Annotated in this window: 17 protein-coding genes; 11 read left to right on the top strand and 6 right to left on the bottom strand. The window is 72.0% G+C overall.

The window, feature by feature from the left end:
- The first annotated feature begins 23 nt into the window (after positions 1 to 23).
- Positions 24 to 581, top strand: a complete 558-nt coding sequence (locus ACIBG8_RS34140; protein ID WP_397347199.1) for a TetR/AcrR family transcriptional regulator — start codon at positions 24 to 26, stop codon at positions 579 to 581.
- Here the strand turns inward: ACIBG8_RS34140 and ACIBG8_RS34135 are convergent.
- Complete coding sequence (locus ACIBG8_RS34135) at positions 570 to 2,066, bottom strand: phytoene desaturase family protein (protein ID WP_397347198.1); 1,497 nt, start codon at positions 2,064 to 2,066, stop codon at positions 570 to 572. The two genes, ACIBG8_RS34140 and ACIBG8_RS34135, sit on opposite strands and share 12 nt — an antisense overlap.
- A 20-nt stretch (positions 2,067 to 2,086) precedes the next feature.
- The gene (locus tag ACIBG8_RS34130; protein ID WP_397347197.1) at positions 2,087 to 2,977 is read right to left on the bottom strand and encodes a LysR family transcriptional regulator; all 891 of its coding nucleotides are present in this window, start codon (positions 2,975 to 2,977) and stop codon (positions 2,087 to 2,089) included.
- A 70-nt stretch (positions 2,978 to 3,047) separates the two neighbouring features.
- On the opposite strand from ACIBG8_RS34130, the gene ACIBG8_RS34125 reads away from it, so the two are divergent.
- The 4 genes from ACIBG8_RS34125 (at position 3,048) to ACIBG8_RS34110 (ending at position 7,824) form a co-directional block, all read left to right on the top strand.
- Positions 3,048 to 4,043, top strand: a complete 996-nt coding sequence (locus ACIBG8_RS34125) for a YeiH family protein (protein ID WP_397347196.1) — start codon at positions 3,048 to 3,050, stop codon at positions 4,041 to 4,043.
- Positions 4,044 to 4,134: 91 nt separating this feature from the next.
- Positions 4,135 to 5,049, top strand: coding sequence for a pseudouridine-5'-phosphate glycosidase (locus ACIBG8_RS34120; protein WP_397347195.1), 915 nt, complete (start codon positions 4,135 to 4,137; stop codon positions 5,047 to 5,049).
- The gene (locus tag ACIBG8_RS34115) at positions 5,046 to 5,975 is read left to right on the top strand and encodes a carbohydrate kinase family protein (protein ID WP_397347194.1); all 930 of its coding nucleotides are present in this window, start codon (positions 5,046 to 5,048) and stop codon (positions 5,973 to 5,975) included. Before ACIBG8_RS34120 ends, ACIBG8_RS34115 begins: the two co-directional genes overlap by 4 nt.
- A 64-nt stretch (positions 5,976 to 6,039) precedes the next feature.
- Positions 6,040 to 7,824: a hypothetical protein gene (locus ACIBG8_RS34110; protein WP_397347193.1), complete on the top strand. Its 1,785-nt coding sequence runs from the start codon at positions 6,040 to 6,042 to the stop codon at positions 7,822 to 7,824.
- Here ACIBG8_RS34110 and ACIBG8_RS34105 read toward each other — a convergent pair.
- The 3 genes from ACIBG8_RS34105 to ACIBG8_RS34095 all read right to left on the bottom strand — a co-directional run bounded on the left by ACIBG8_RS34105 (position 7,814) and on the right by ACIBG8_RS34095 (position 12,319).
- Positions 7,814 to 10,669 carry an AAA family ATPase gene (locus ACIBG8_RS34105; protein ID WP_397347192.1) on the bottom strand — a complete coding sequence of 952 codons (2,856 nt, stop codon included), beginning with the start codon at positions 10,667 to 10,669 and terminating at the stop codon, positions 7,814 to 7,816. The genes ACIBG8_RS34110 and ACIBG8_RS34105 overlap by 11 nt on opposite strands.
- Positions 10,670 to 10,706: 37 nt before the next feature.
- Positions 10,707 to 11,141 carry a GNAT family N-acetyltransferase gene (locus ACIBG8_RS34100; RefSeq protein WP_397347191.1) on the bottom strand — a complete coding sequence of 145 codons (435 nt, stop codon included), beginning with the start codon at positions 11,139 to 11,141 and terminating at the stop codon, positions 10,707 to 10,709.
- 314 nt (positions 11,142 to 11,455) lie between these two features.
- Positions 11,456 to 12,319, bottom strand: a complete 864-nt coding sequence (locus ACIBG8_RS34095) for a hypothetical protein (protein ID WP_397347190.1) — start codon at positions 12,317 to 12,319, stop codon at positions 11,456 to 11,458.
- Between the two features lie 98 nt (positions 12,320 to 12,417).
- Here ACIBG8_RS34095 and ACIBG8_RS34090 point away from each other — a divergent pair, with 98 nt between their 5' ends.
- The 6 genes from ACIBG8_RS34090 to ACIBG8_RS34065 all read left to right on the top strand — a co-directional run bounded on the left by ACIBG8_RS34090 (position 12,418) and on the right by ACIBG8_RS34065 (position 19,142).
- Positions 12,418 to 13,968 carry a serine/threonine-protein kinase gene (locus ACIBG8_RS34090; RefSeq protein ID WP_397347189.1) on the top strand — a complete coding sequence of 517 codons (1,551 nt, stop codon included), beginning with the start codon at positions 12,418 to 12,420 and terminating at the stop codon, positions 13,966 to 13,968.
- Between the two features lie 4 nt (positions 13,969 to 13,972).
- Entirely contained in the window at positions 13,973 to 15,523 is a 1,551-nt protein-coding gene (locus tag ACIBG8_RS34085; protein WP_397347188.1) for a protein kinase, read from the top strand.
- A gap of 9 nt (positions 15,524 to 15,532) precedes the next feature.
- Positions 15,533 to 17,071: a serine/threonine-protein kinase gene (locus tag ACIBG8_RS34080; RefSeq protein WP_397347187.1), complete on the top strand. Its 1,539-nt coding sequence runs from the start codon at positions 15,533 to 15,535 to the stop codon at positions 17,069 to 17,071.
- A complete protein-coding gene (locus ACIBG8_RS34075; protein ID WP_397347186.1) occupies positions 17,068 to 17,754 on the top strand; it encodes a hypothetical protein in 687 nt (228 codons plus the stop codon). The genes ACIBG8_RS34080 and ACIBG8_RS34075 overlap by 4 nt, the downstream gene beginning before the upstream one ends.
- 114 nt (positions 17,755 to 17,868) lie before the next feature.
- On the top strand, positions 17,869 to 18,732 hold the full coding sequence (sigJ, locus tag ACIBG8_RS34070; RefSeq protein ID WP_397347185.1) for an RNA polymerase sigma factor SigJ: 864 nt from the start codon (positions 17,869 to 17,871) through the stop codon (positions 18,730 to 18,732).
- Positions 18,733 to 18,743: 11 nt separating this feature from the next.
- Positions 18,744 to 19,142 carry a signal peptidase I gene (locus ACIBG8_RS34065; RefSeq protein WP_397347184.1) on the top strand — a complete coding sequence of 133 codons (399 nt, stop codon included), beginning with the start codon at positions 18,744 to 18,746 and terminating at the stop codon, positions 19,140 to 19,142.
- 1 nt (position 19,143) lies between these two features.
- Here ACIBG8_RS34065 and ACIBG8_RS34060 read toward each other — a convergent pair whose 3' ends face one another.
- The gene (locus ACIBG8_RS34060; RefSeq protein WP_397347183.1) at positions 19,144 to 20,292 is read right to left on the bottom strand and encodes an acyl-CoA dehydrogenase family protein; all 1,149 of its coding nucleotides are present in this window, start codon (positions 20,290 to 20,292) and stop codon (positions 19,144 to 19,146) included.
- Positions 20,293 to 20,294 lie beyond the last annotated feature (2 nt).

Raw genomic sequence — 20,294 nt, 5'->3', positions numbered from 1 at the left:
GGTCGTCAAGGAGTTGGGAGAGCATGGCCGGTCGGCGCACTGACACGAGGCAGCGCATCCAGGAGATCGCGCTGGAGCTCTTCTCCGAGCGGGGATACGAGCAGACGACCCTGCAGGAGGTGGCCGAGCGCCTCGAGATCACCCGTCCGGCGCTCTACTACCACTTCAAGGCGAAGGAGGACATCCTCAACGGCGTCATCGAGGACCTCAACGCCTCGCTCGACGAGCTGGTGGAGTGGGCGCGCGCCCAGCCGCACACGGCGGCGGCCAAGCGCGAGATCCTGGGCAGGATCGCCGACCTGCTGGAGGATCGCTGGCGCCCGCTGTTCAGGTTCGCCCAGGTCAACCAGACGGCGATGGAGCGGATCCCGGCGGGCGAGGGCATGCAGGAGCGCCTCATCACGCTGCTGTCCGTGCTCACCACACCGGGAGCCGACCCCGTGCGGCAGTTCGAGGAGCGGCTGGCGGTGTTCGCGCTGATCCTGGGCACCCTCCCGTTCCTGTTCGAGATGGAACTGCCCGAGGACCAGCGCACGGCGACGGCCATGACCGTCGCGGCGAAGCTGGTGTCAGGTCAGTAGCGCCATCGCGGCGTTGTGCCCGGGGATGCCGCTGACGCCGCCGCCCCTGCGCGCGGCAGCGCCGCACATCAGGATGCGCTCGTGCTCCGTCTCGACGCCCCAGCGCCCCTCCTGCGCGGGCTCCTCGGCGTACGGCCAGGACAGGTCGCGGTGGAAGATGTGCCCGCCGGGCAGCCCCGCCTCGTTCTCCAGGTCGACCGGGGTCTTGACCTCCAGGCAGAGCTCGCCCGACGGGGTACGCAGCAGGCAGTCCTCCAGCGGCTCGGCCAGCACGGAGTTGATCGACGCCAATGTGGCCCGCAGCGCCTCTTCTCGGGATTTTTCCAGATTGGTGCGGAAGAGCCGCGCGGGCATGTGCAGCCCGAACAACGTCATCGTCTCCGCGTGCCCGCGCAGCGACGGACCCAGGATCGACGGGTCGGTCAGCGAGTGGCAGTACACCTCGGCGGGCGGCAGGTCCGGGATCTCCCCCAGCACGGCCTGCGTGTAGGCGCGCGAGAGCTGGTCGCCGCTCTCGTTGATGTGGAAGGTGCCGCTGAAGGCCGCCCGCGGGTCGACGGCCGCGTCCTTGAGCCTGGGCAGCCGCGACAGCACCATGTTGATCTTGAGCTGCGACCCCTCGGGGTCCTGCGAAGGATCGAGTACGGCGGGCGGCAGGTTGGCCAGCACCCGCTCCCCGGTCACCGTGTGCTCGCCCTCGGCGTCCACGAAGGTGACCTCGCCCGACGGGTCGATCCCGATGACCTCGGCCCCGGTGCGGATCTCCGCCCCCGCCGCGCGCGCCGCCGCCTCGATCGCCCCGGAGACCGCGCCCATGCCGCCGACCGGGACGTTCCACTCGCCGGTACCGTCGCCGATCACGTGGTAGAGGAAGCACCGATTGGTCAGCAGGTCGACGGACGGGTCGGCGAAGGTGCCGATGAGCGCGTCGGTCAGCACGAGGCCGCGCACGGTGTCGTCGTCGAACCGCTCGTCCACCGCCAGCCCGATGGGCCGCTGGAACAGGTCGCGCCACGCCTCGGGGCCGACCAGCGCGGCGACCTCCTTGGGCGAGCGCAGCGGCTCCAGCAGCGTCGGCGCGAGCGCCTGGGCGACGGCGGCGGTCATGCCGTAGAACTCGCCCCACGCCCGGTGGTCGTGCCCGTCGCCGGTGACCTGCGCGAAGGACGCCGCGGTACCGGCCTGGTCGTCGTTGTCCTCCAGCAGGCCGGTCGCGCCGACCGGCGTGTAGGAGGCGTAACGCCTGCGCCGCAGCTCCAGCTTCAGCCCCAGATCCTTGACGATCTTGGAGGGCAGCAGGCTGACGAGGTACGAATACCGCGACAGCCGCGCGTCGACGCCGGGGAACGCCTGGGCCGAGATGGCCAGCCCGCCGACGTGATCCTGCTTCTCCAGCACCAGCACCCGGCGGCCCGCTCTGGCCAGGTAGGCGGCGGCCACCAGGCCGTTGTGACCTGCTCCTGCGACTACGACGTCATAACGCATACCAGGCATTTCACCAGATCTCACGGCCGCGAGGCTATGGCGAGGAGCGTGGCGGCCGGGCCGGTCAGCGAGCGACCCCTGCGCCACACGGCCCTGAGGCTGCGCACGAGGTTGAGCCCGGCCAGCGGAACCTCGATCAGGCGCCCGGTGGCCAGCTCGGCCTCCACCGCGTAGCCGCTGAGCACCGCGGGGGCGGCCCCCGCCTGCGTGGCGCCCTTGACCGCCGAGTTCGACCCCAGCTCCAGCCTCGGCCTGGCCTGGTGCAACCCCTCGAAGGCGCGGTCCAGGGTCTCGCGCGTGCCCGACCCGCGCTCGCGCACCACCAGCGGGGTGGCCGCGAGCTCCGCCCCGCGGAGCGCCGTACGCCGCCTGGTCCACGGATGGGCCGGGTCGACGACCACGACCAGCCGGTCGGTGCCCACCACGCGGCTGTCCAGCCCGTCCGGCACGTGCGGTCCCTCGACGAACCCCAGCTCCACCCCCTCGGCCAGCACCCGCGCGGCCACGTCGGCCGAGTTCATCACGTCCAGGCCCACCGAGATGCCCGGCGAGCGGTTCTGCAGCTCGCCGAGCCAGCGCGGCACGAGGTACTCCGCGACCGTCATGCTCGCCGCGACCCGCAGCTGGGCCGCCTCGCTGTGCCGTACGGCCTGGGCCGCCCGCATGAGCTCCTGGGCCGCCGCCAGCACCTGGGTCGCCCACCCGGCCACCATCCGCCCCTCGCCGGTCAGCGTGGACCCGCGCGGCGTGCGCTCCAGCAGCGGCAGCCCCAGGCGCCGCTCCAGCTGGGCGATACGCTTGCTGGCCGACGGCTGCGCGATGCCGGACGCGCGCGCCGCCTGGCCGAGGCTCCCGAGCTCGCCCACGTCGACGAGAAGCTTCAGCGAGTCGAGGTCCGGCAAGCCAGTCATAGCCATAGGCTATGACCTGCCAGGCAACGCATGGCTACTGACCCCTCCCGCGCGCCGGTTGACTGGGATCATGGTCTCCCTCCCGGTCACCCGCACCTGGCCGCGCGTCAACCTGCCCGGCATCGCGGCAGCGGCGGTCGCCGTGGCGTTCGCGCTGGTCGTGAGCCGCTACGTGCCCGCGCTCAGCCCCGCGGTGATCGCGGTGATCGCCGGAGCCGCCCTGTCCAACCTGGGCCTCCTGCACGACCGGCTGCGCCCCGGCCTGCAGTTCGTCGCCAAGAAGGTGCTGCGCGCGGCGATCGTGCTGCTCGGCCTGCAGATCGCGCTGCCCGAGGTGCTGACTCTCGGCCGCCAGACGCTGCTGATCGTGGTCGTGGCGACCGGGGTGACGTTCGCAGTGACCCCGATGATCGGCAGGCGGCTCGGGCTGTCCGAGGGCACCTCGCTGCTCGTCGCGACCGGCGTCTCGATCTGCGGGGCCGCGGCGATCGCGGCCATGCACGAGACGGCCGACAGCGACGACGACGACGCGGCGAGCGCGCTGAGCGTCGTCGTCCTCTACGGGAGCATCGCGATCGGCGTGGTGCCGCTGCTGGCCGCCTGGCTGGGGCTCACCCCGCAGCAGCTCGGCGTGTGGACGGGCGCCTCGGTGCACGAGGTGGCGCAGGTGGCGGCGATCGGGGCCGCGTCGGGCGCAGCCGTACTCACCATCGCGGTGACGGTGAAGCTGGCGCGCGTGGTGCTGCTGGCCCCGCTGGTGGCCGTCACGTCGTTCAGGCAGCGCAGGACGCCGGACGCGTCCGTGAAGAGCCCGCCGATCATGCCGCTGTTCGTGGTCGGCTTCCTGGCGATGGTGGCGATCCGCAGCCTCGGCTTCATCCCCGCTCCGGTCACCTCGGCCGTGCCGCAGGTGACCGCGTTGCTGCTGGCCGCCGCGCTGTTCGGGCTGGGTGCCGGCATCGACCTGCGCCGCCTGATGAAGGGCGGGCGCACGCTCCTGCTGGGCGCCATCGCCACCACGATCATCGCCGCCGTTTCGCTGGCTGGTGTGCTTTTCCTCGTATGATCCGTCAACTAGTGCTTTTTGGAACAAAGCCCAGCTAGTAGACCGTTCCAATTAGGCACTTGCCCGCCTTTACGAGGAGTTCGAAGCACGCATGAGCACCATCCTCCGCCCGTCAGACGAAGTCGCCTCCGCACTCACCGACGGCAGGCCCGTCGTCGCCCTGGAGTCGACGATCATCTCCCACGGGCTGCCCCAGCCGAGGAACCTGCAGGTCGCGCGGGAGCTGGAGGAGATCGTCAGGAAGGCGGGCGCCGTGCCCGCGACGATCGCGGTGCTGGACGGCGTGGCCCGCATCGGCCTCGACGAGGTGGAGCTGGAGCGCATCGCCACCGAGTCGGGCCTGCGCAAGCTGGGCCAGCGCGACCTGCCCCTGGCCGCGGCGCTGAAGGCGAGCGGCGCGACGACCGTGTCGGCGACCTCGTTCCTGGCGGCCCGCGCCGGGATCCGGATCTTCGCGACCGGCGGCCTGGGCGGCGTGCACCGCGGCTGGACCGAGGACCAGGACGAGTCCGCCGACCTCGACACCCTCGCGCGCACGCGCATCACCGTGGTCTGCGCCGGCGTGAAGTCGATCCTGGACGTGCCGTCGACGCTGCAGCGGCTGGAGACCCGCGGCGTGACCGTCGCCGGGTACCGCACCGACACCTTCCCCGGCTTCTACCTCAACTCCTCCGGCGAGCCCATCGACTGGCGCATCGAGACGGCCGAGGAGGCGGCGGCGGTCATGCGCGGCCAGGACGCCTTCGGCGGCCCTGAGACCGCGCTCATCGTCGCCAACCCGGTGCCGGTGGAGCAGCAGCTCGACCCGGCCCTGCACGACCGCGTGCTGGCCGAGGCGCTCGCCGCTGCCGAGGCCGAGGGCGTGACCGGCCAGGCGATCACCCCGTTCCTGCTCGGCTACCTGGTGCGCGGCACCGACGGCGCCTCGCTGGAGGCGAACCTGGCCGCGGTGCGCGGCAACACCGCCGTCGCCGCCGAGATCGCCGTGGCCTGGTCTCGAGGATGAGCGGGAACGGCCTGCTGGTCGTGGGCGACGTCGTCACCGACGTCGTCGCCCTGCACGACACCCCGATCAGCTCGGGCACGGACACCCCTGCCGACATCGCGCTGCGCCCCGGCGGCTCCGGCGCCAACACCGCGGCGTGGGCCGGTCACCTGGGCGCCGACGTGCGCCTGCTGGCCAGGGCCGGTTACGACAGCGGCGAGTGGCACGCGGGCGAGCTGGCGAAGGCGGGGGTGCGCCCGGTCCTCAGGATCGACGCCGAGCACCCGACGGCCATGGTGATCGCCATGGTCGACCTCACCGGCGAGCGTTCCATGCTCACCAACCGCGGCGCCGGCGGGCGCATCTCGACGGCCGACTGGGACGAGACGCTCCTGGACGGCGTGCGCCACCTGCACCTGTCCGGCTACACCCTGTTCACCGAGTCGGGGCTGGAGCTGGCCAGGCGCGCCATGGCAGAGGCCACCGGCAGGGGCGTGTCCATCAGCATCGACCCCGCCTCGACCGGCCCGCTGCGCGACTTCGGCGTCGACCGCTTCCTCGCCGAGTCGGCCCCGGCCGACCTGATCATCCCCAACCGGGACGAGGCTCTCCTGCTCACCGGCGCGTCCACCCCGGAGCGCGCCGCCGAGCTGCTGAGCGAGCGGTACGGCACGGCCGTCGTGAAACTGGGCGCGCTCGGCGCCCTCGCGGCGGGGCGCGGCCGGATACTCGCAGTAGCCGAAGGAGTGCCCGGCGAGGTCATCGACACCACCGGTGCGGGCGACGCGTTTGCTGCGGGTTTCCTGACAGCCCGATTGGGCGGCGCGGACGAAAAGGCAGCTCTGGCAGCGGGTTGCCGTGCTGGAGCAGAATGTGTGGGGCTCGTCGGTGGCCGTCCCCGGTACGGTTTGGGCTCCAACCGTCTTTACCCTATTCACACCGATTGATAGCTTGCCGCGTAGGCTGCACCATTAGCCACACGCGTCACTCTGGGGAGGAAACGGTTCGCCGATGGACGTCGAGTCATCGATCTGCCTGAGCGACCTGGTCCCTGCCCTGCGGTGGAGCCGACCTCAACAGGTCGCGGAAGCGCTGGCCGACCCCCGCCTGCCGGCCGGCTGGTGGGCGTCGCTGGCGCTGCCGCGCGCCTTGGGCACGACGGGACTCGACTGGGTCTGCGAGCGGATGGCGCGGTTCGCCGCCGCCCGCTGGGACCACCTCCCTCTCGCCGACCTGCTGCCGGCCCTGCAGGTGCAGCACGTCGACCCGGCGCTGCCCGGCTGGCCCGACCAGGCCAGGTCCGCGGTCAACGGCCTGGGCGGCTGGAGCAGGCTGCGCCGCCTGTGTCCCGGCGACCTGGCCGGTACGGCTGAGCTCGTCATCGGCCCGGTGTTCCGCGAGGTGCTCGGCAGGATCCCCGCCCAGCGCCCGGCCCCCTCCCCCGCGTCCTACCCTGGCCACCCGCCCATCGTCGGCCAGCCGTTCTCCCCGGAGGCAGCCCCTCCGGCCCCCTCGGGACCGTCCACGGGCAGCTTCCCCGCCCAGCCGGTCACCGGCGGGTTCCCCGCCCAGCCCGTCACCGGCGGTTTTCCCGCGCAGCCCGTCACTGGTGGTTTCCCCGCCCAGCCCGGCCTGCCCACCCGGCCGGCTCCTCCCGCCCAGCCCTCGACCGGTGGTTTCCCCGCGCAGGTCCCGATGGCCGCACCCGTCGCCGAGACCCAGGCGCCCCAGCTCGACGAGACCGACCACGCCATGGTCCGCGTCGTCGACGGCCTGTTCCGCGGCTTCGACCGCCTTGAGCTCGCGGTCGCCGCCCAGCGCCTGTTCGCCGCCGAGCCGATCAGCCTGCGCGCCCTGGCCGACAAGCTGCTCGTCGACCGCGACGTGCTCTCCATGGCCCAGCGCACCGCCGAGGAGCGGATCCTGCACTGGCTGCGTTCCTCCGAGTCGGCCCCGGTCACCGGCCACATGTTCCGCCTGACCGAATGGCTCGGCGCGGCCGCCACGGAAGAGCAGCTCATCGGCGCCGACCCCGCCCACCCTGCCGTGGTGCCCACGCTGCGCGCCGAGCTGTGGCGCGTCCTGGTCACCCTCATGCCCGACCGTCGCCTCCAGGACGGCTGGCTGGTCGTCGGCGACCTGACCGGGCTGCAGCGCCGTACCAGGCAGCTCCTGGCCACCACGCGCCCGGACGCCGACGTCGTCGAGGCGCTCGGCGAGCTCGGCATCAGGCGGCACTCGGCGCAGGCGTGGCTCGACGCGCTGCCCACCGAGGCCGCCGCGCGCCAGGCCGTGGCCCACCAGCCCGACGTGCAGCAGCCGCTGCCCCGCCGTACGCCAGGGGCCAACGGACACCACCACAGGGGCGGCCAGCCGGTGCCCGCCGCCGGGTCCATCGACCCGTCGGCCGCGCTCGCGACGCTGTCCGCGCTGTCCGGCGGGCGCAACGGCATGATGCCCGGCCATCTCGCCGGAGCCCCGGCCACGCCGCCGCCCCCGCCGCCCAGCCCCACCTCCGACCCGCGCCGCTGGCAGCGCATCGACGTCACGCCCGAGCACCTGCGCGGCGGGCCCGTGCCGGTCTCCGAGGGTTACGCGGCGCAGCTCGGCATGCGTCCAGGCACGCTGCTGTCGGTGACCGGGCCGGGCAACAACGCGGTCGTGCTCGTGTGGCGCGACCACCAGCCGGTCTTCGACTCCCTGCAGCCCGTCCTCATGCGGCTCAACGCGAGGCCTGGCGACCAGGTCTACGTCACCGTGGACGGCTACCGCCTGGAGGCGCAGCTCACGGGGTGAACAGCCCGGCCCGGTGCGCGGTCGCGGCCGCCTCGCCGCGCGAGCCTACGCCGAGCTTGGCCAGGATGTTCGACACGTGCACGCTGACCGTCTTCACCGAGATGAACAGCTCGCCGGCGATCTCCCTGTTGCTGCGCCCCGCGGTCAGCAGCCGCAGCACCTCCAGTTCGCGCGCGGTCAGCCCGAGCGCGGGCGGCGCTTCGGGCGCGGCGTCCTCGGCGACAGCGACCCGTGCTCTCCTGGCCAGCGCCACGATCTCGTCGAGCAGCGGCATCGCGCCCAGCTCCTCCACCAGCTCCCTGGCCCTGGTCAGCCGCCTGCCCGCCTCCTGGCGCTCGCCAGCCGCGACGGCCGCCTGACCCGCGCCGAGCAGCGCCCTGGCCTGTGCGTACGGCTGGCGCAGACCCGCCCACGCCGCGACGGCAGCGTCCCATTCGGCCAGCCCGCCGCCGTCCACCGCCAGGAACGTCAGCCGGTGTGCCTCCTGCAGCGCGCCCTCGACGTCGAGCACCGCGGCCAGCGCCCGCACCTCCCCGGCGAGCCCGGCGTCCAGCCGCGCGCTCGCCACGATCAGCGGCCACGTGTAGCGCGGGCTGGCGGTCAGGTCCGGCTCGGCCAGCACCCGCTTGGCCGCCTGCACGGCCTCGTCGTGCTCGCCGCGCGCCGCCAGCAGCTCGATCTCCCTGCGCGCCTGCGGCAGCAGCGACTGCGGCCGGTAGTGTCCCCTGCTCAGGACCGCCTTGGAGGCGCTGAGCAGCGACTCGGCCCGGTCCAGGTCGCCCCGGCCGAGCGCGATGTCGGTGCCCCAGCCCTGGAGGCTGGCCCGGTAGGGGGCGGGCGGCGACAGGTTCAGCGCGTCCTCCACGACTCCCAGCGCCTCGTCCCAGCGGCCGAGCGAGACGAGCGGCTCGGCCAGGTTCATCGCCAGGAAGGTGCCAGACGTGCGGGACAGTCCGTACTCCTCGGCCTCCGCGATGCCGCGGCGGGACACCTGGGCCGCCTCCTCGTGCCAGCCCGCGCCCTCCAGGTGGTCGGACTCGGAGATCGCGCCGCGCAGCATGACGTTGTACGCGCCCGCCCGCGCGGCCAGGCGGTTGGCCTCCCTGAACGCGCCGCGCTGCTCCTCGATCCTGGTGTAGCGGAACCTGGCCCAGGTGAGCGTGATGAGCGCGTCGGCCTCGGTGGTGGCGTCGCCCACGCGCTTGGCGATCGCGATGGCCTCCTCGGCCGTCGCGATCTTCTCCTGCCACTCGTCGGGCTTGTTGAGCATCATCGACAGCGAGGCCAGCACCTTGGCGCGCAGGTCGGCCCGGCCGTCGTCGGGAACCAGCGCGGCGGCCTGGCGCAGGTCGTCGACGAAGCCGACCCGGCCGAGGTCGAAGCGCAGCAGGCCGCGCAGCCGCAGCACGCGGGCCGCACCGGCAGGGTCGGCCACCTCGTCGACCTCGCGCAGCGCGGCCGTCGCGATGGCGATGCCGCGCTCGAACTCGCCCGCCAGGCGGGTGACCATGCAGGTCTGCGTGTAGACGTCCACGTGCGTGGCCTCGATGCGCTCGGCGGCGTCGGGGACCTTGTCCCAGAGTTCGAGCACCCGCGAGAGCATGCGGAGCTGCTCGTCGTAGGCGGTCGCCTTGCGCGCGGCCGCCGCCGCCTTCCACGCGCTGACCAGCGCGCTGGGCGCGTCGTGCGCCGCGTGCCAGTGGTGGGCCAGCTCGATCGCCCAGCGCGGCGCGGGCAGCAGCCCCGGGTTGGCCTCCAGGGCCTGGGCGAAGCGGGTGTGCAGGCGGGTGCGCTCCCCCGGCAGCAGGTCGTCGTGTACGGCTTCACGGATCAGCGCGTGGCGGAACGCGTAGCCCTCGCCGTCCACGATCAGCACGTTGCCCGCGACGGCCGGGCGCAGCGCCCGCGACAGCGCGCCCTCGTCGAGCCCGGCGACGGCGGCCAGCAGGTCGTGCTCGATCCGCCCGCCGCCCGCGCTGGCCACCCTGAGCAGCTCCTGCGTCTCGTCCGGCAGCCGCTCGACGGAGGCGAGCAGCAGGTCACGCAGCGACTCCGGCAGCATGTCGCCGCCCGCCGCCTCGCCCAGCAGCGCCTCGACGAACAGCGGGTTGCCCTCGCTGCGCGCGTAGATGAGGTCCATGTCGGCGTCGGACGGCTCCCGCCGCAGGATGCTGACCGCCTGCTCCAGGACCTCCCTGCGGGTGAGCCTGCGCAGGTCGAGGCGGGAGACCCAGGCGACCCTGCCCAGCTCGGCCAGCAGGGGGCGCAGCGGGTGGGTGCGGTGCAGCTCGTCGGCGCGGTAGGTGACGACCAGCAGCAGCCTGGAGTCGCTGCGCTGGTAGCGCACGAGGAAGGAGAGCAGGTCGCGGGTGGAGCGGTCGGCCCAGTGCGCGTCCTCGACGATGACGACGACGGGCTCGTCCTCCGCCAGCCGTTCCAGGAGGCCCAGGACCTGCTCGAACAGGCGGGCGCGGGCCTCGGCGCCGTCGGCGTCCGGCTCGCCGAACTCGGGCAGCAGCCTGGCCAGGCCCTTCGTGGTGCCGCCTGGGACGAGCTCGGCGATGCGGTCGTGGCCGAGGTCGCGGGCCAGGCGGCGCAGGACGGCGGTGAAGGGGGCGAACGGCAGGCCTTCCGTGCCGAGCTCCAGGCAGCCGCCGACGAGCACTCTGGCGTCGCCGGCGTGGGTGGCGAACTCGTTGATGAGCCGCGTCTTGCCCACGCCCGCCTCGCCGCCGACGAGGACGGTGGACGCGGCTCCGGAGCGCGCCCCGGCGAGCGCCCGCCTCAGGGCGGCGAGTTCATCAGCCCTGCCGACGAAGAGGGGGCTCACCTGGTGGATACTCACGGCACCAAGGATGCCATCCGAAACCGACAGAACGGACTTAACGCAGCACCTTGCGGTAGAAGGTGGCCGATTCTTCATAACCGAGCGCGTGATAGAACTCCGGCGCCCGCCTGGTGGCCATCGCCACGTAACCCGCCTCGCGGGTGCGCGCCCACTCCTCGAACTCCTCCAGCAGCGCCCTGCCCAGACCCTGCCTGCGGGACCCTGTCTGGATCATCGCTTCTTCCACCCAGGCGACCGGGCCGTTGGCGAAGAGCGTCAGGTGGACGAAGCCCAGGAGGTATCCCAGCACGCGGCCGCCCACCACGGCGGTGAGCAGGAGCGCGTCGTCGTTCTTGAGCAGGTGGGGGAGGGCGAGGTCGAAGGCGTCGCGCTCGGGGCGGAACGTCAGGCCGAACTCCCGGGCGAGCGCGAAGATCTCGTCCGCGTCCGCCTTTTCCGCTCTCCTGACGAGCAGATCATCCGACGTCATGGGGGCGACCATACCTCTTCCCCCCTCCCACCCGCGCACCCACCCCAGCCCACCACCTCACGGAGACAGCCACCGACCCACCACTCGGGCGACGCACAGGGAGATGCCCTCAACAACCCCAACGCGGGGGGCGCTAGAGCCACGAGACGAAAGCTCGAAGGGCCGTGGGGCGCGGGGCCGTACGGCGTGGGGCTGTGGAGAGCCGGGCTGGGGGGAGCCGGGCGCAGGCCAAGCGCGGCGCGGGGCGGCGGGGCGGCGCAGGGCAGCGGGGCGGCGTGGCCCGGGGGCGCGGGCGGGTGGGGCGGGGCGCGGGGCTAGCCCTGGAGGTTTTTCACGAGTTCCTTGGCGATCTCCTCGGCGCCCCTCATGAGGACGTCCTCCGGCACCGGGCGTGTCTGGTCGCCCTCGGCGAGGATGTCCTTGTTGAGGTTGTCCGTACCGTGGTACCGCAGGTCGATCGTGGCGTTCCCCATGACCACGAACGCCCACACGTTCGTCGTCCCCTTGAGGTTCTCCGTGTACATGGCCTGCGCCGCGTCCCCGATCCCCGCCAACTGCTTCACCTCGCCGTAGGTGGAAAGGAACCGCAGCCCCGGGTTGTCCTCCTTGGTCCCGCCCATGTCGTTCATGCTGTCGAACATGTTGTCCGCGTCCTCACGCGCGTCCGCCACCGACGGCCACACGTTGACCTTGACGTAGATCGACCGCGACTCGTTGGCCCCGTTCCTGATGTTGAGCGCCGCCTGCGTCCAGTCGCACCCCTTGCGCAGCGCGCCGTACCCGTCCTTGGCCACCCCCACCTCGGACACGCTCTTGGGCGCCAGCCGCTTCGTCAACGCATCGGGCAGCAGGTCGCACACCTCGGGCACCGCCTTCAGCGCCGGGAACGTCGAACTCGGCTGCGGCGTCGCCGACTCACTGGGCGAGTCGGAGGAAGGCACGCTGCTGGGCTTGAGCGACGGCAACCCCGACGGCAGCCCGAAAGTCGGCTCAGCGAGCGGCGGCGAAGGCGTTGTGTTGATATTTCGGACAGCGATCAGCCCGCCGCCGAGCAGCGCCACGGCCGCCGTACCGCCGAGGATCGCCTTCGCCCAGCCCGGCATCCTCGGCGAGGAAGGCCGGTCCGTGCCCTGGTCAGGCCAGTAGGACGGGGGTGGCACCGGGGGCGCGCTGGTCATGACCACTCCGAATGTCGATCATTACGAATGGGCAGCTATTGGTCCCTTAAGTGGGTAAACATAGCGCGCATAACACTATTGTTCCCTTCGTGCCTGGCATGGGGGATTCAAAAATCGCCAGCCGCTATCGAGTGCTTCGTGCGCTTGGCCAAGGGGGCATGGGGACCATCTGGCTCGCGCACGACGAGCTGCTCGACCGACAGGTCGCGGTCAAGGAAGTACTGCTCCCCCAGTCCCTGAACCCGGCCGAGCGGGCGGAGGCGCTCCAGCGGGCGGTGCGCGAAGCCATGGCCGCGGCGCAGGTGCGCCACCCGGGGATCATCACCATCCACGACGTCCTCAGCTTCGACAACCGGCCGTGGATCGTCATGGAGATGCTCCGCGGCCGCGACCTCAAGCAGGCCGTCGAGGCGGAGGGCCCGTGGTCGCCCGAGCGCACGGCGGCGATCGGCCTGCGGGTGCTCGACGCGCTGGGCGCCGCCCACGCGCACGGCATCCAGCACCGCGACGTGAAGCCGGCGAACGTCTTCCTGTCCGACGACGGCCGCGTGATCCTCACCGACTTCGGCATCGCACGGCTGGAGGACCAGGCCACGCTGACCGAGTCCGGCCTGCTGATCGGCTCGCCGGGCTACATCGCTCCTGAACGGCTGCGCGGCGAGCGCGGCGGCCCGGAGTCCGACCTCTGGTCGCTGGCCGCCACCCTGTACGCCACGGTCGAGGGCAGCGCCCCCTACGTCGGCACCTCCCCCATGGCGGTGCTGCGCGACGCGCTGACGCTGCCGCCGCGCCCGCCGGTGCGCGCCGGTCACCTCGGTCCCGTCCTCATGCAGATGATGGCGCGCGACCCGCGCCAGCGTCCGGTCGGCCAGGCGTTCGCGCAACTGCTGCAGCGGGTCGCCGACGGCCACCAGGCGCTCGCGCCGCTCCCCCGGAAGAGAAGCCTCAAGCTGCCGATCCTCGCGGGTGTCGGGGTCGTGGGCGCGATCGCGGCGGCGGCCGTGACCGTGGTGATGCTGAACTCGCCTGAGGTCACGCCTGCCGTACCCACACCGAAAGCCGTGGCGGCCACCTCCGAGAAGCCGAAACCGACCCCGACGCCGACACCGACACCGCAGGAGAGCGAGGAGCCCAGGTTCACGCTGCCCGTCGACTTCTGCACGCTGCTGACGGCCAGGCAGGCGCAGGCGCTCGTCCCCAGGAGCAAGGCCAAGCGGGACGGCGACGGCTGCGAGTGGGCCCTGCCGGGCAACGGCGTCGGCGCGGAGCCGATCAAGGTGGTCAGCGAGGGCGATCCCTGGGACGGGACGATCGACGAGGCGATGGAGACCTTCTCCAACCGCTTCAACGCCTACTCGGGCGACTCCAAGATCACCTGGCAGTGGCCGGCGATCGGCATGACCAAGGCCATCACGCAGCCGCGCAAGCCGGCAGAGGAGCTCAAGGGCGTCGGCGACGAGGCCTTCTCCAACGACTACGTCAATTCCAAGGGCCAGGTCGAGCGGACGGACGTGGTGTTCCGTCTGAGCAACCTGGTGGTGTCCGTCCAGTACGTCGACGTCCGCAGGATCGGTGACGACGCCGCGATCCGCAAGTCAGCGCGCGACGCTGCCCGGCAGCTCGCCGCCGCGCTGAACCGCCAGGAGTGAGGCAATGAACCAACCCCGACTCGTGGGCGGCCGCTACCAGCTGCTCGAACCCCTCGGCCAGGGCGGCATGGGCATCGTCTGGCGCGCGCACGACACCGCCATCGGCCGCGAGGTCGCCATCAAGGAGGTACGGCAGGCAGGCCCGCGCGAGCGCATCCTGCACGAGGCGCGCAACGCCGCCGCGATCAGGCATCCCGCGGCCGTCGCCGTGCACGACGTGGTCGACGACTTCGGCGAGCCGTGGATCGTCATGGAGCTCATCAAGGGCCGCTCCCTCGACCAGCTGATCAAGACGGGCGGCCCGGTCTCGCCGGAATGGGCGGCGTCGATCGGCCTGTTCGTCCTGTCCGCCCTGGCCACCGCACACGCGCGGGGCATGCTGCACCGCGACGTCAAGCCGGGCAACGTGCTGCTCGCCGACGACGGCAGGATCCTGCTGTCCGACTTCGGCATCGCCACCCAGGCGGGCGCCGCCACATCTGGAGGCACGGCCGGCCCGATGGGCACGCCCGGCTTCACCGCGCCTGAGTCGCTGACCGAGGAGCACCTCGCCGGGCCCGCCTCCGACCTGTGGTCGCTCGGCGCGACCCTGTACGCGGCGGTCGAGGGCGTGCCGCCGTTCCAGCGGCCCACCGCGATGGCGATGCACGGCGCGGTCATGACCGAGCCGCCGAGGCCGCCGCAGCGGGCGGGCGCGCTCGGGCCGCTGCTCATGGCGCTGCTGTCCAAGAACCCCGCCCAGCGCCCCGACCTGGCCTCGACGCGCAAGGCGCTGCAGCAGATCACCGGCAGCACCGCGCCGACGCAGCGGTCGGCGCCCACCGCGTGGGTCGTCTCCAAGCCTCTGGCGTACGGCTCGGCAGCGGCGGCGCTGGTGGCGTTCGTGGCGGCGGTGACGCTGATCCTCACCACGTCGTCCGCGCCGGCGCAGCAGCCCGTCGCCGCCAAGCCGACCCCCACGAAGCAGCAACAGCAGCCTTCGAAGAAGCCGGAGCCGTCGGCCGAGCCGTCCGCTCAGCCGTCCACCTACGAGACCGGCAAGATCACCGCGATGCCGCGGCCCTGCCAGCTCCTCACCAGGCAGCAGGCCACGCAGATCTTCGGCCGCTACCTCACCACGGCCGGTGACCGCGGCGACGAGTGCATCTGGTCCTACGCCGACATCACCGCGCCCGACAGCAGGCAGATCGCCCTCTTCTCGCACTTCTGGCTCTATCCGCAGCAGGGCGACGGCTACGAGACCAAGCTCGCCCAGGAGCACATGGCCGGCGCGAAGGCGGCGGCGGGCGAGAAGGCCGGGCGCGGCGGCTCGGGCGAGAAGCAGGGCGAGGTGTTCGACATCCCCGGTGCGGGCGACGAGGCCTTCGGCTACGAGCTGGCCAAGACGAAGTTCGGCGGCAAGCGCGAGTTCGAGGTCCACGTGAGCTTCAGGGCGGGCAACATGGTCGGCGAGTTCCGGCTCAACCGCCGCGTGGCCAGTGACGCCCGGCTGCGCGACAAGGCGGCAGAGGCGGCCAAGCTCATGGCCGCCGCCATCAACAGCAAGGCCTCCTGACGCATGCGGATGATCGCGGGACGGTACCAGCTCCTCACGCCGCTCGGTTCCGGCGGCGCGGGCACCGTGTGGCGCGCGCGCGACGAGGTGCTGCACCGGGAGGTGGCCGTCAAGGAGGTACGGCTGCCGCCCGAGCTGAACGGCAGCGAGACCGCGCTGATCGACACGCTGCGCGAGGCCAGGGCGGCCGCCGCGCTGAACCATCCGTCGATCATCACGGTGCACGACGTGATCGCCGAGTACGGCCAGCCGTGGATCATCATGGACCTGCTGGCGGGCCAGTCGCTCGGCGACCTGGTCAAGCAGCGCGGGCCGCTGCCGTACGGCCAGGTGGCCACGGTCGGTCTGGGCGTCCTCGACGCCCTGGAGGCCGCGCACGCGCGCGGCATCCTGCACCGCGACGTGAAGCCGGGCAACGTGATGATCACCGATGCGGGCGAGGTGATCCTCACCGACTTCGGCATCGCCGCGCACTGGAGCGACCGGCCGGGGGCGGCCACCGCCGCTGCCGCCTCGCAGGAGGGCAGGATCACCGGCTCGCCCGGCTACATCGCGCCCGAGCACCTGCGCGGCGAGCCCGCAGGACCGGCAGCCGACCTGTGGTCCCTCGCCGCCGCCCTCTACGCCGCCGTCGAGGGGTACCCGCCCTTCCACCGCGACACGACGATGGCGACGATCGCCGCCGTGCTCACCGTGCACCCCGCGCCGCCGCAGCGCGCCGGGCCGCTGGGCGGGCTGCTGATGGCGATGCTCGACAAGAACCCGGCGGCGCGGCCGCATCCGCAGGTGGTCAGGCAGGCGCTGCAGTCGATGGCGCTGCCGCTGCCCACGCGCCGCCAGGAGACGGCGCCCGCGACCGTCCCGGTGAAGGCGCGCAGGAGCAGGGTCCCGCTGGTGGTGCTCGGCGTCCTTGCGGGTACGGCGGCGGCCGTCACGGGCGTGGTGCTGGTGAACGGCGGTTCTGCCACTCCCCCCGCCTCCTCGCCCTCGGCATCGCCGGTAGCCGCCTCTTCCACCCCGGTGCCGACGAAGGCGGCGACAGCCGTACCACCTCAGGCCAAGCGCGGGGACGGGACGTTCGGCAGGCTCCCCGACGCGTGCGAGCTCCTCACCGACGCCCAGGTGCAGGAGATCATGCCGGAGGGCCGGTTCCAGAGCTCCTCGGCCAAGCCCACGAGCTGCACCTGGACCCGCGGCGTCGTGGAGCACACCTTCGAGATGAAGGTCAGGCGGCTGGAGACGGTGGCCGACGCCAAGCGCTACTTCGGCGAGATACGCAAGCGGCAGGTCTCGCTCGCCTACGTTTCCGAAGGCACCACGCGCAAGGCCGTGCGCGACCGGACCGGCGTCGCCGACGAGGCCTTCACCCAGGACGAGTGGTCGACGTCCTTCCCGCAGTCGCACGCGCACGCGTGGATGCGGGTGAGCAACGTGATCATCGAGATCGACGCGGCGGACTTCTCGTCGGCCACGCTGGCCGGCTGGCAGCCGCAGGCAGCACTCAAAGCCGCACGGACGATAGCCGACAACCTCGGGAACCTGACATGAACCCCTCCCCCGCCAACGGCGTCAAGGTCACGCCGCTGCTCCTCTCCGGCGTCATGGCCGTGGTCGTGCTGATGCTGTTCACCGTGGTCTTCCTGCTGACCAGGGCGCCGGAGCCGGTGAAGAAGGTGGCGGCGGTGACCGTACCGACGGCCTCGGAAGAACCCACTCAGTCCGCAGAGCCCTCGCAGGAGGCCGTGCCGACCGGGGAGGCGAGGTTCACCACCGAAGCCGACCCGTGCGCGCTGGTGGACGAGGACCTGCAGAAGAAGTACGTCCTCTATCCGGACAAGTCGCAGATCTACCGGGAGGAGTGCGAGTGGCAGAGCCTGCCCAGGGGCGCGCAGCTTCCCGACAACATGGGCTTCCGGCTCAAGGTCTACGTGAAGGTGTTCACCGAGGGGCTCGGCAAGGCGCACGAGCAATACCTGGCCAGGCGGGCTGACGCGACGCTGCTGCCGAAGAAGTACAACGACGCGGGCATCGGCGACGCGTCGTACTCCACGGTGTGGACGCTGCCGGGCGACACCGGTCGCGGGCCCACGACGGCCACGGTCGGGGTACGGCTGAGCAACGCGGTGATCGAGGTCTCCTACGAGCGCCGAGTGGACGCCGACCCCGAGGGACGGCTCACCAAGGGCGCGCTGGAGGTCGCGAAGGCCGTGGCGGACAAGGTCGGCGCCTGAGAAATACTCTGCGGCCTCCGCCCGTTGGGCATGGTCAGTAGCCAAGGTTTGCAGGGCGATCGCCACGACGTCTCAGCAGTCCGAAGAAACAACCGCTGAGAGTGTGAGGTCGTCTTGAACACCGATCCGATCATGGGCGAACGACGCCAGCTGATCAACGTCGCCTACCGGCTCCTCGGTTCCCTGGCCGACGCCGAGGACGTCGTGCAGGAGACCTTCGTCCGCTGGTACGCCCTGTCGCCGGAGCAGCAGGACGCCATCCAGGTGCCGGGCGCCTGGCTGACGACCGTCGCCAGCCGCATCTGCCTCGACCTGCTCGGCTCAGCGCGGGCCAGGCGGGAGCGGTATGTGGGCGAATGGGTCCCCGAGCCGCTGCCCGACGGCTCCACGGCCGACCCCGTCGACCGGATCACCCTGGACGAGTCGGTCACCATGGCCTTCCTCGTCGTCCTGGAGTCGATGACCCCGGCGGAGCGGGTCACGTTCATCCTGCACGACGTCTTCCGCTACCCCTTCGGGGAGGTGGCCGAGATCGTCGGCCGCACCCCGGCCGCCTGCCGCCAGCTCGCCACCTCGGCCCGGCGCCGCGTGCGCGCCGCCCAGGCGGCCCCGGCACCTGCGGCGCGGCAGGCCGTACTCGTCAAGGACTTCAAGAAGGCGTGGGAGGCCAAGGACATCAGCGCCCTCATCGGCCTCCTCGACCCGGACGCCACGGCGATCGCCGACGGCGGCGGCGTGGTGAGCGCGGTGCTGGACCCGGTCGTGGGCGGCGAGCAGATCGCCCGTTACACCGTCCAGATCGCCGCCCTGGCGGGCGACGCGATGACGATCCTGGAGAGCACGGTCAACGGGCAGCCCGGCCTGGTGGCCCAGGTGGACGGCGTCACCGTGATGGTGATCGCGTTCGACGTGGTGGACGACCGGATCAAGCACATCTGGGCGGTACGCAATCCCGAGAAGCTCCGCCCGTGGGCATAGGGTGGCTCCCCGTGTATGTGGGGAACGCGAACGTGGACGCGCCGGGGGACGCGGGGTGGCTGCTCGGCCATTTCAAGCCCGTGGACGACGTACGGCACAGCGAGGACGTCGAGATCAAGTGGGGCGTGCACAAGCGCGGCGACGAGCGTGCGCAGTGGGTGAGAGGTGAGCGGCGCACCGCCCTGTTGTTGCTGGTGAGCGGCCGGTTCCGGGTGGAGCTGCCGGACCGCGACGTGATCCTGAGCGAGCAGGGCGACTACGTGGTGTGGGGCCAGGGCGTCGACCACTCGTGGTACGCCGAGGAGGACTCGGTGGTGATGACGGTCCGCTGGCCCTCGATCCCCGGCTACCAGGTGTCCGCCGAGGGCTCGGCCCGCCAGGAAGAGGAGAGTCCGAGCCCCGTCGCGTGAGTTACAGGTCGGAGAGACCGAGTTGGCGGGCGATCAGCATGCGCTGGACCTCGCTGGTGCCCTCGCCGATCTCCAGGATCTTGGCGTCGCGGTAGAAGCGGCCCACCGGGAACTCGTTCATGAAGCCGTACCCGCCGAACACCTGCGTGGCGTCCCGGGCGTTGTCCATCGCCGCGTTCGAGGCCACCAGCTTGGCGATCGCCGCCTCCTTCTTGAACGGCTCGCCGGCCAGCATCTTGCGCGCCGCGTGGTAATACGCCAGCCGCGCGGTGTGGGCCCTGACCTCCATGTCGGCCACCTTGAACTGGATCGCCTGGTAATGGCCGATCGGGTGGCCGAAGGCCTGGCGTTCGCGGACGTAGCGCAACGACTCGTCGATGCAGCCCTGGGCCAGGCCGACGCTCAACGCGGCGATCGCGATGCGGCCCTCGTCCAGGGTCTGTAGGAACTGGGCGTAGCCTCGGCCGCGCTCACCCAGGAGGTTGGCTGCCGGGACCCGGCAGTCGGTGAAGGACAGTTCGCGGGTGTCCGAGGCGTTCCAGCCGACCTTGGAGTACTTCTTGGAGACCGTGAATCCGGGCGTCCCGCTGGGGACCAGGATGGTGGAGATCTCCTTTTTTCCGGAAATTTCGCCGGTGATCGCGGCCACGCCCACCACGCCGGTGATCGAGGTGCCGGAGTTGGTGATGAAGGCCTTCGAGCCGTTGATCACCCATTCTGCGCCGTCCAGCACGGCCGTGGTGCGCATCCCGCCGGGCACGTCAGAGCCGCCGCCCGGCTCCGTCAGGCCGAAGGCGCCGAGCATCGAACCTGACGCCAGCGCGGGCAGCCACTCCGCCTTCTGCTCCGCCGTACCGAAGCGGTAAATAGGCATGGCCCCCAGGGAAACCGCCGCCTCCAGCGTGATGGAGACGGACGAGTCGACCCGGGCCAGCTCCTCCAGCGCCAGGCACAGCGCGAAGTAGTCGCCGCCCATGCCCCCGTGCTCCTCGGGCAGCGGCAGGCCGAACAGGCCCATCGCGCCCATCTGCCGGACGATGTCGTAGGGGAACTCCTCGCGCTCGTAGAGGTCGCCGATCACCGGCGCGACCACCTCGCGGGCGAACGATTCGACCGTCTTGCGCAGCTCTTCGTACTCTTCGGTGAGCATGG

This window comes from Nonomuraea sp. NPDC050556, from assembly GCF_044457355.1.
In the GTDB taxonomy this organism is placed as follows: Bacteria; Actinomycetota; Actinomycetes; order Streptosporangiales; family Streptosporangiaceae; genus Nonomuraea.
Note: the sequence above shows the minus strand (reverse complement) of the source record. Positions and strands in the feature narration are given on the sequence as shown.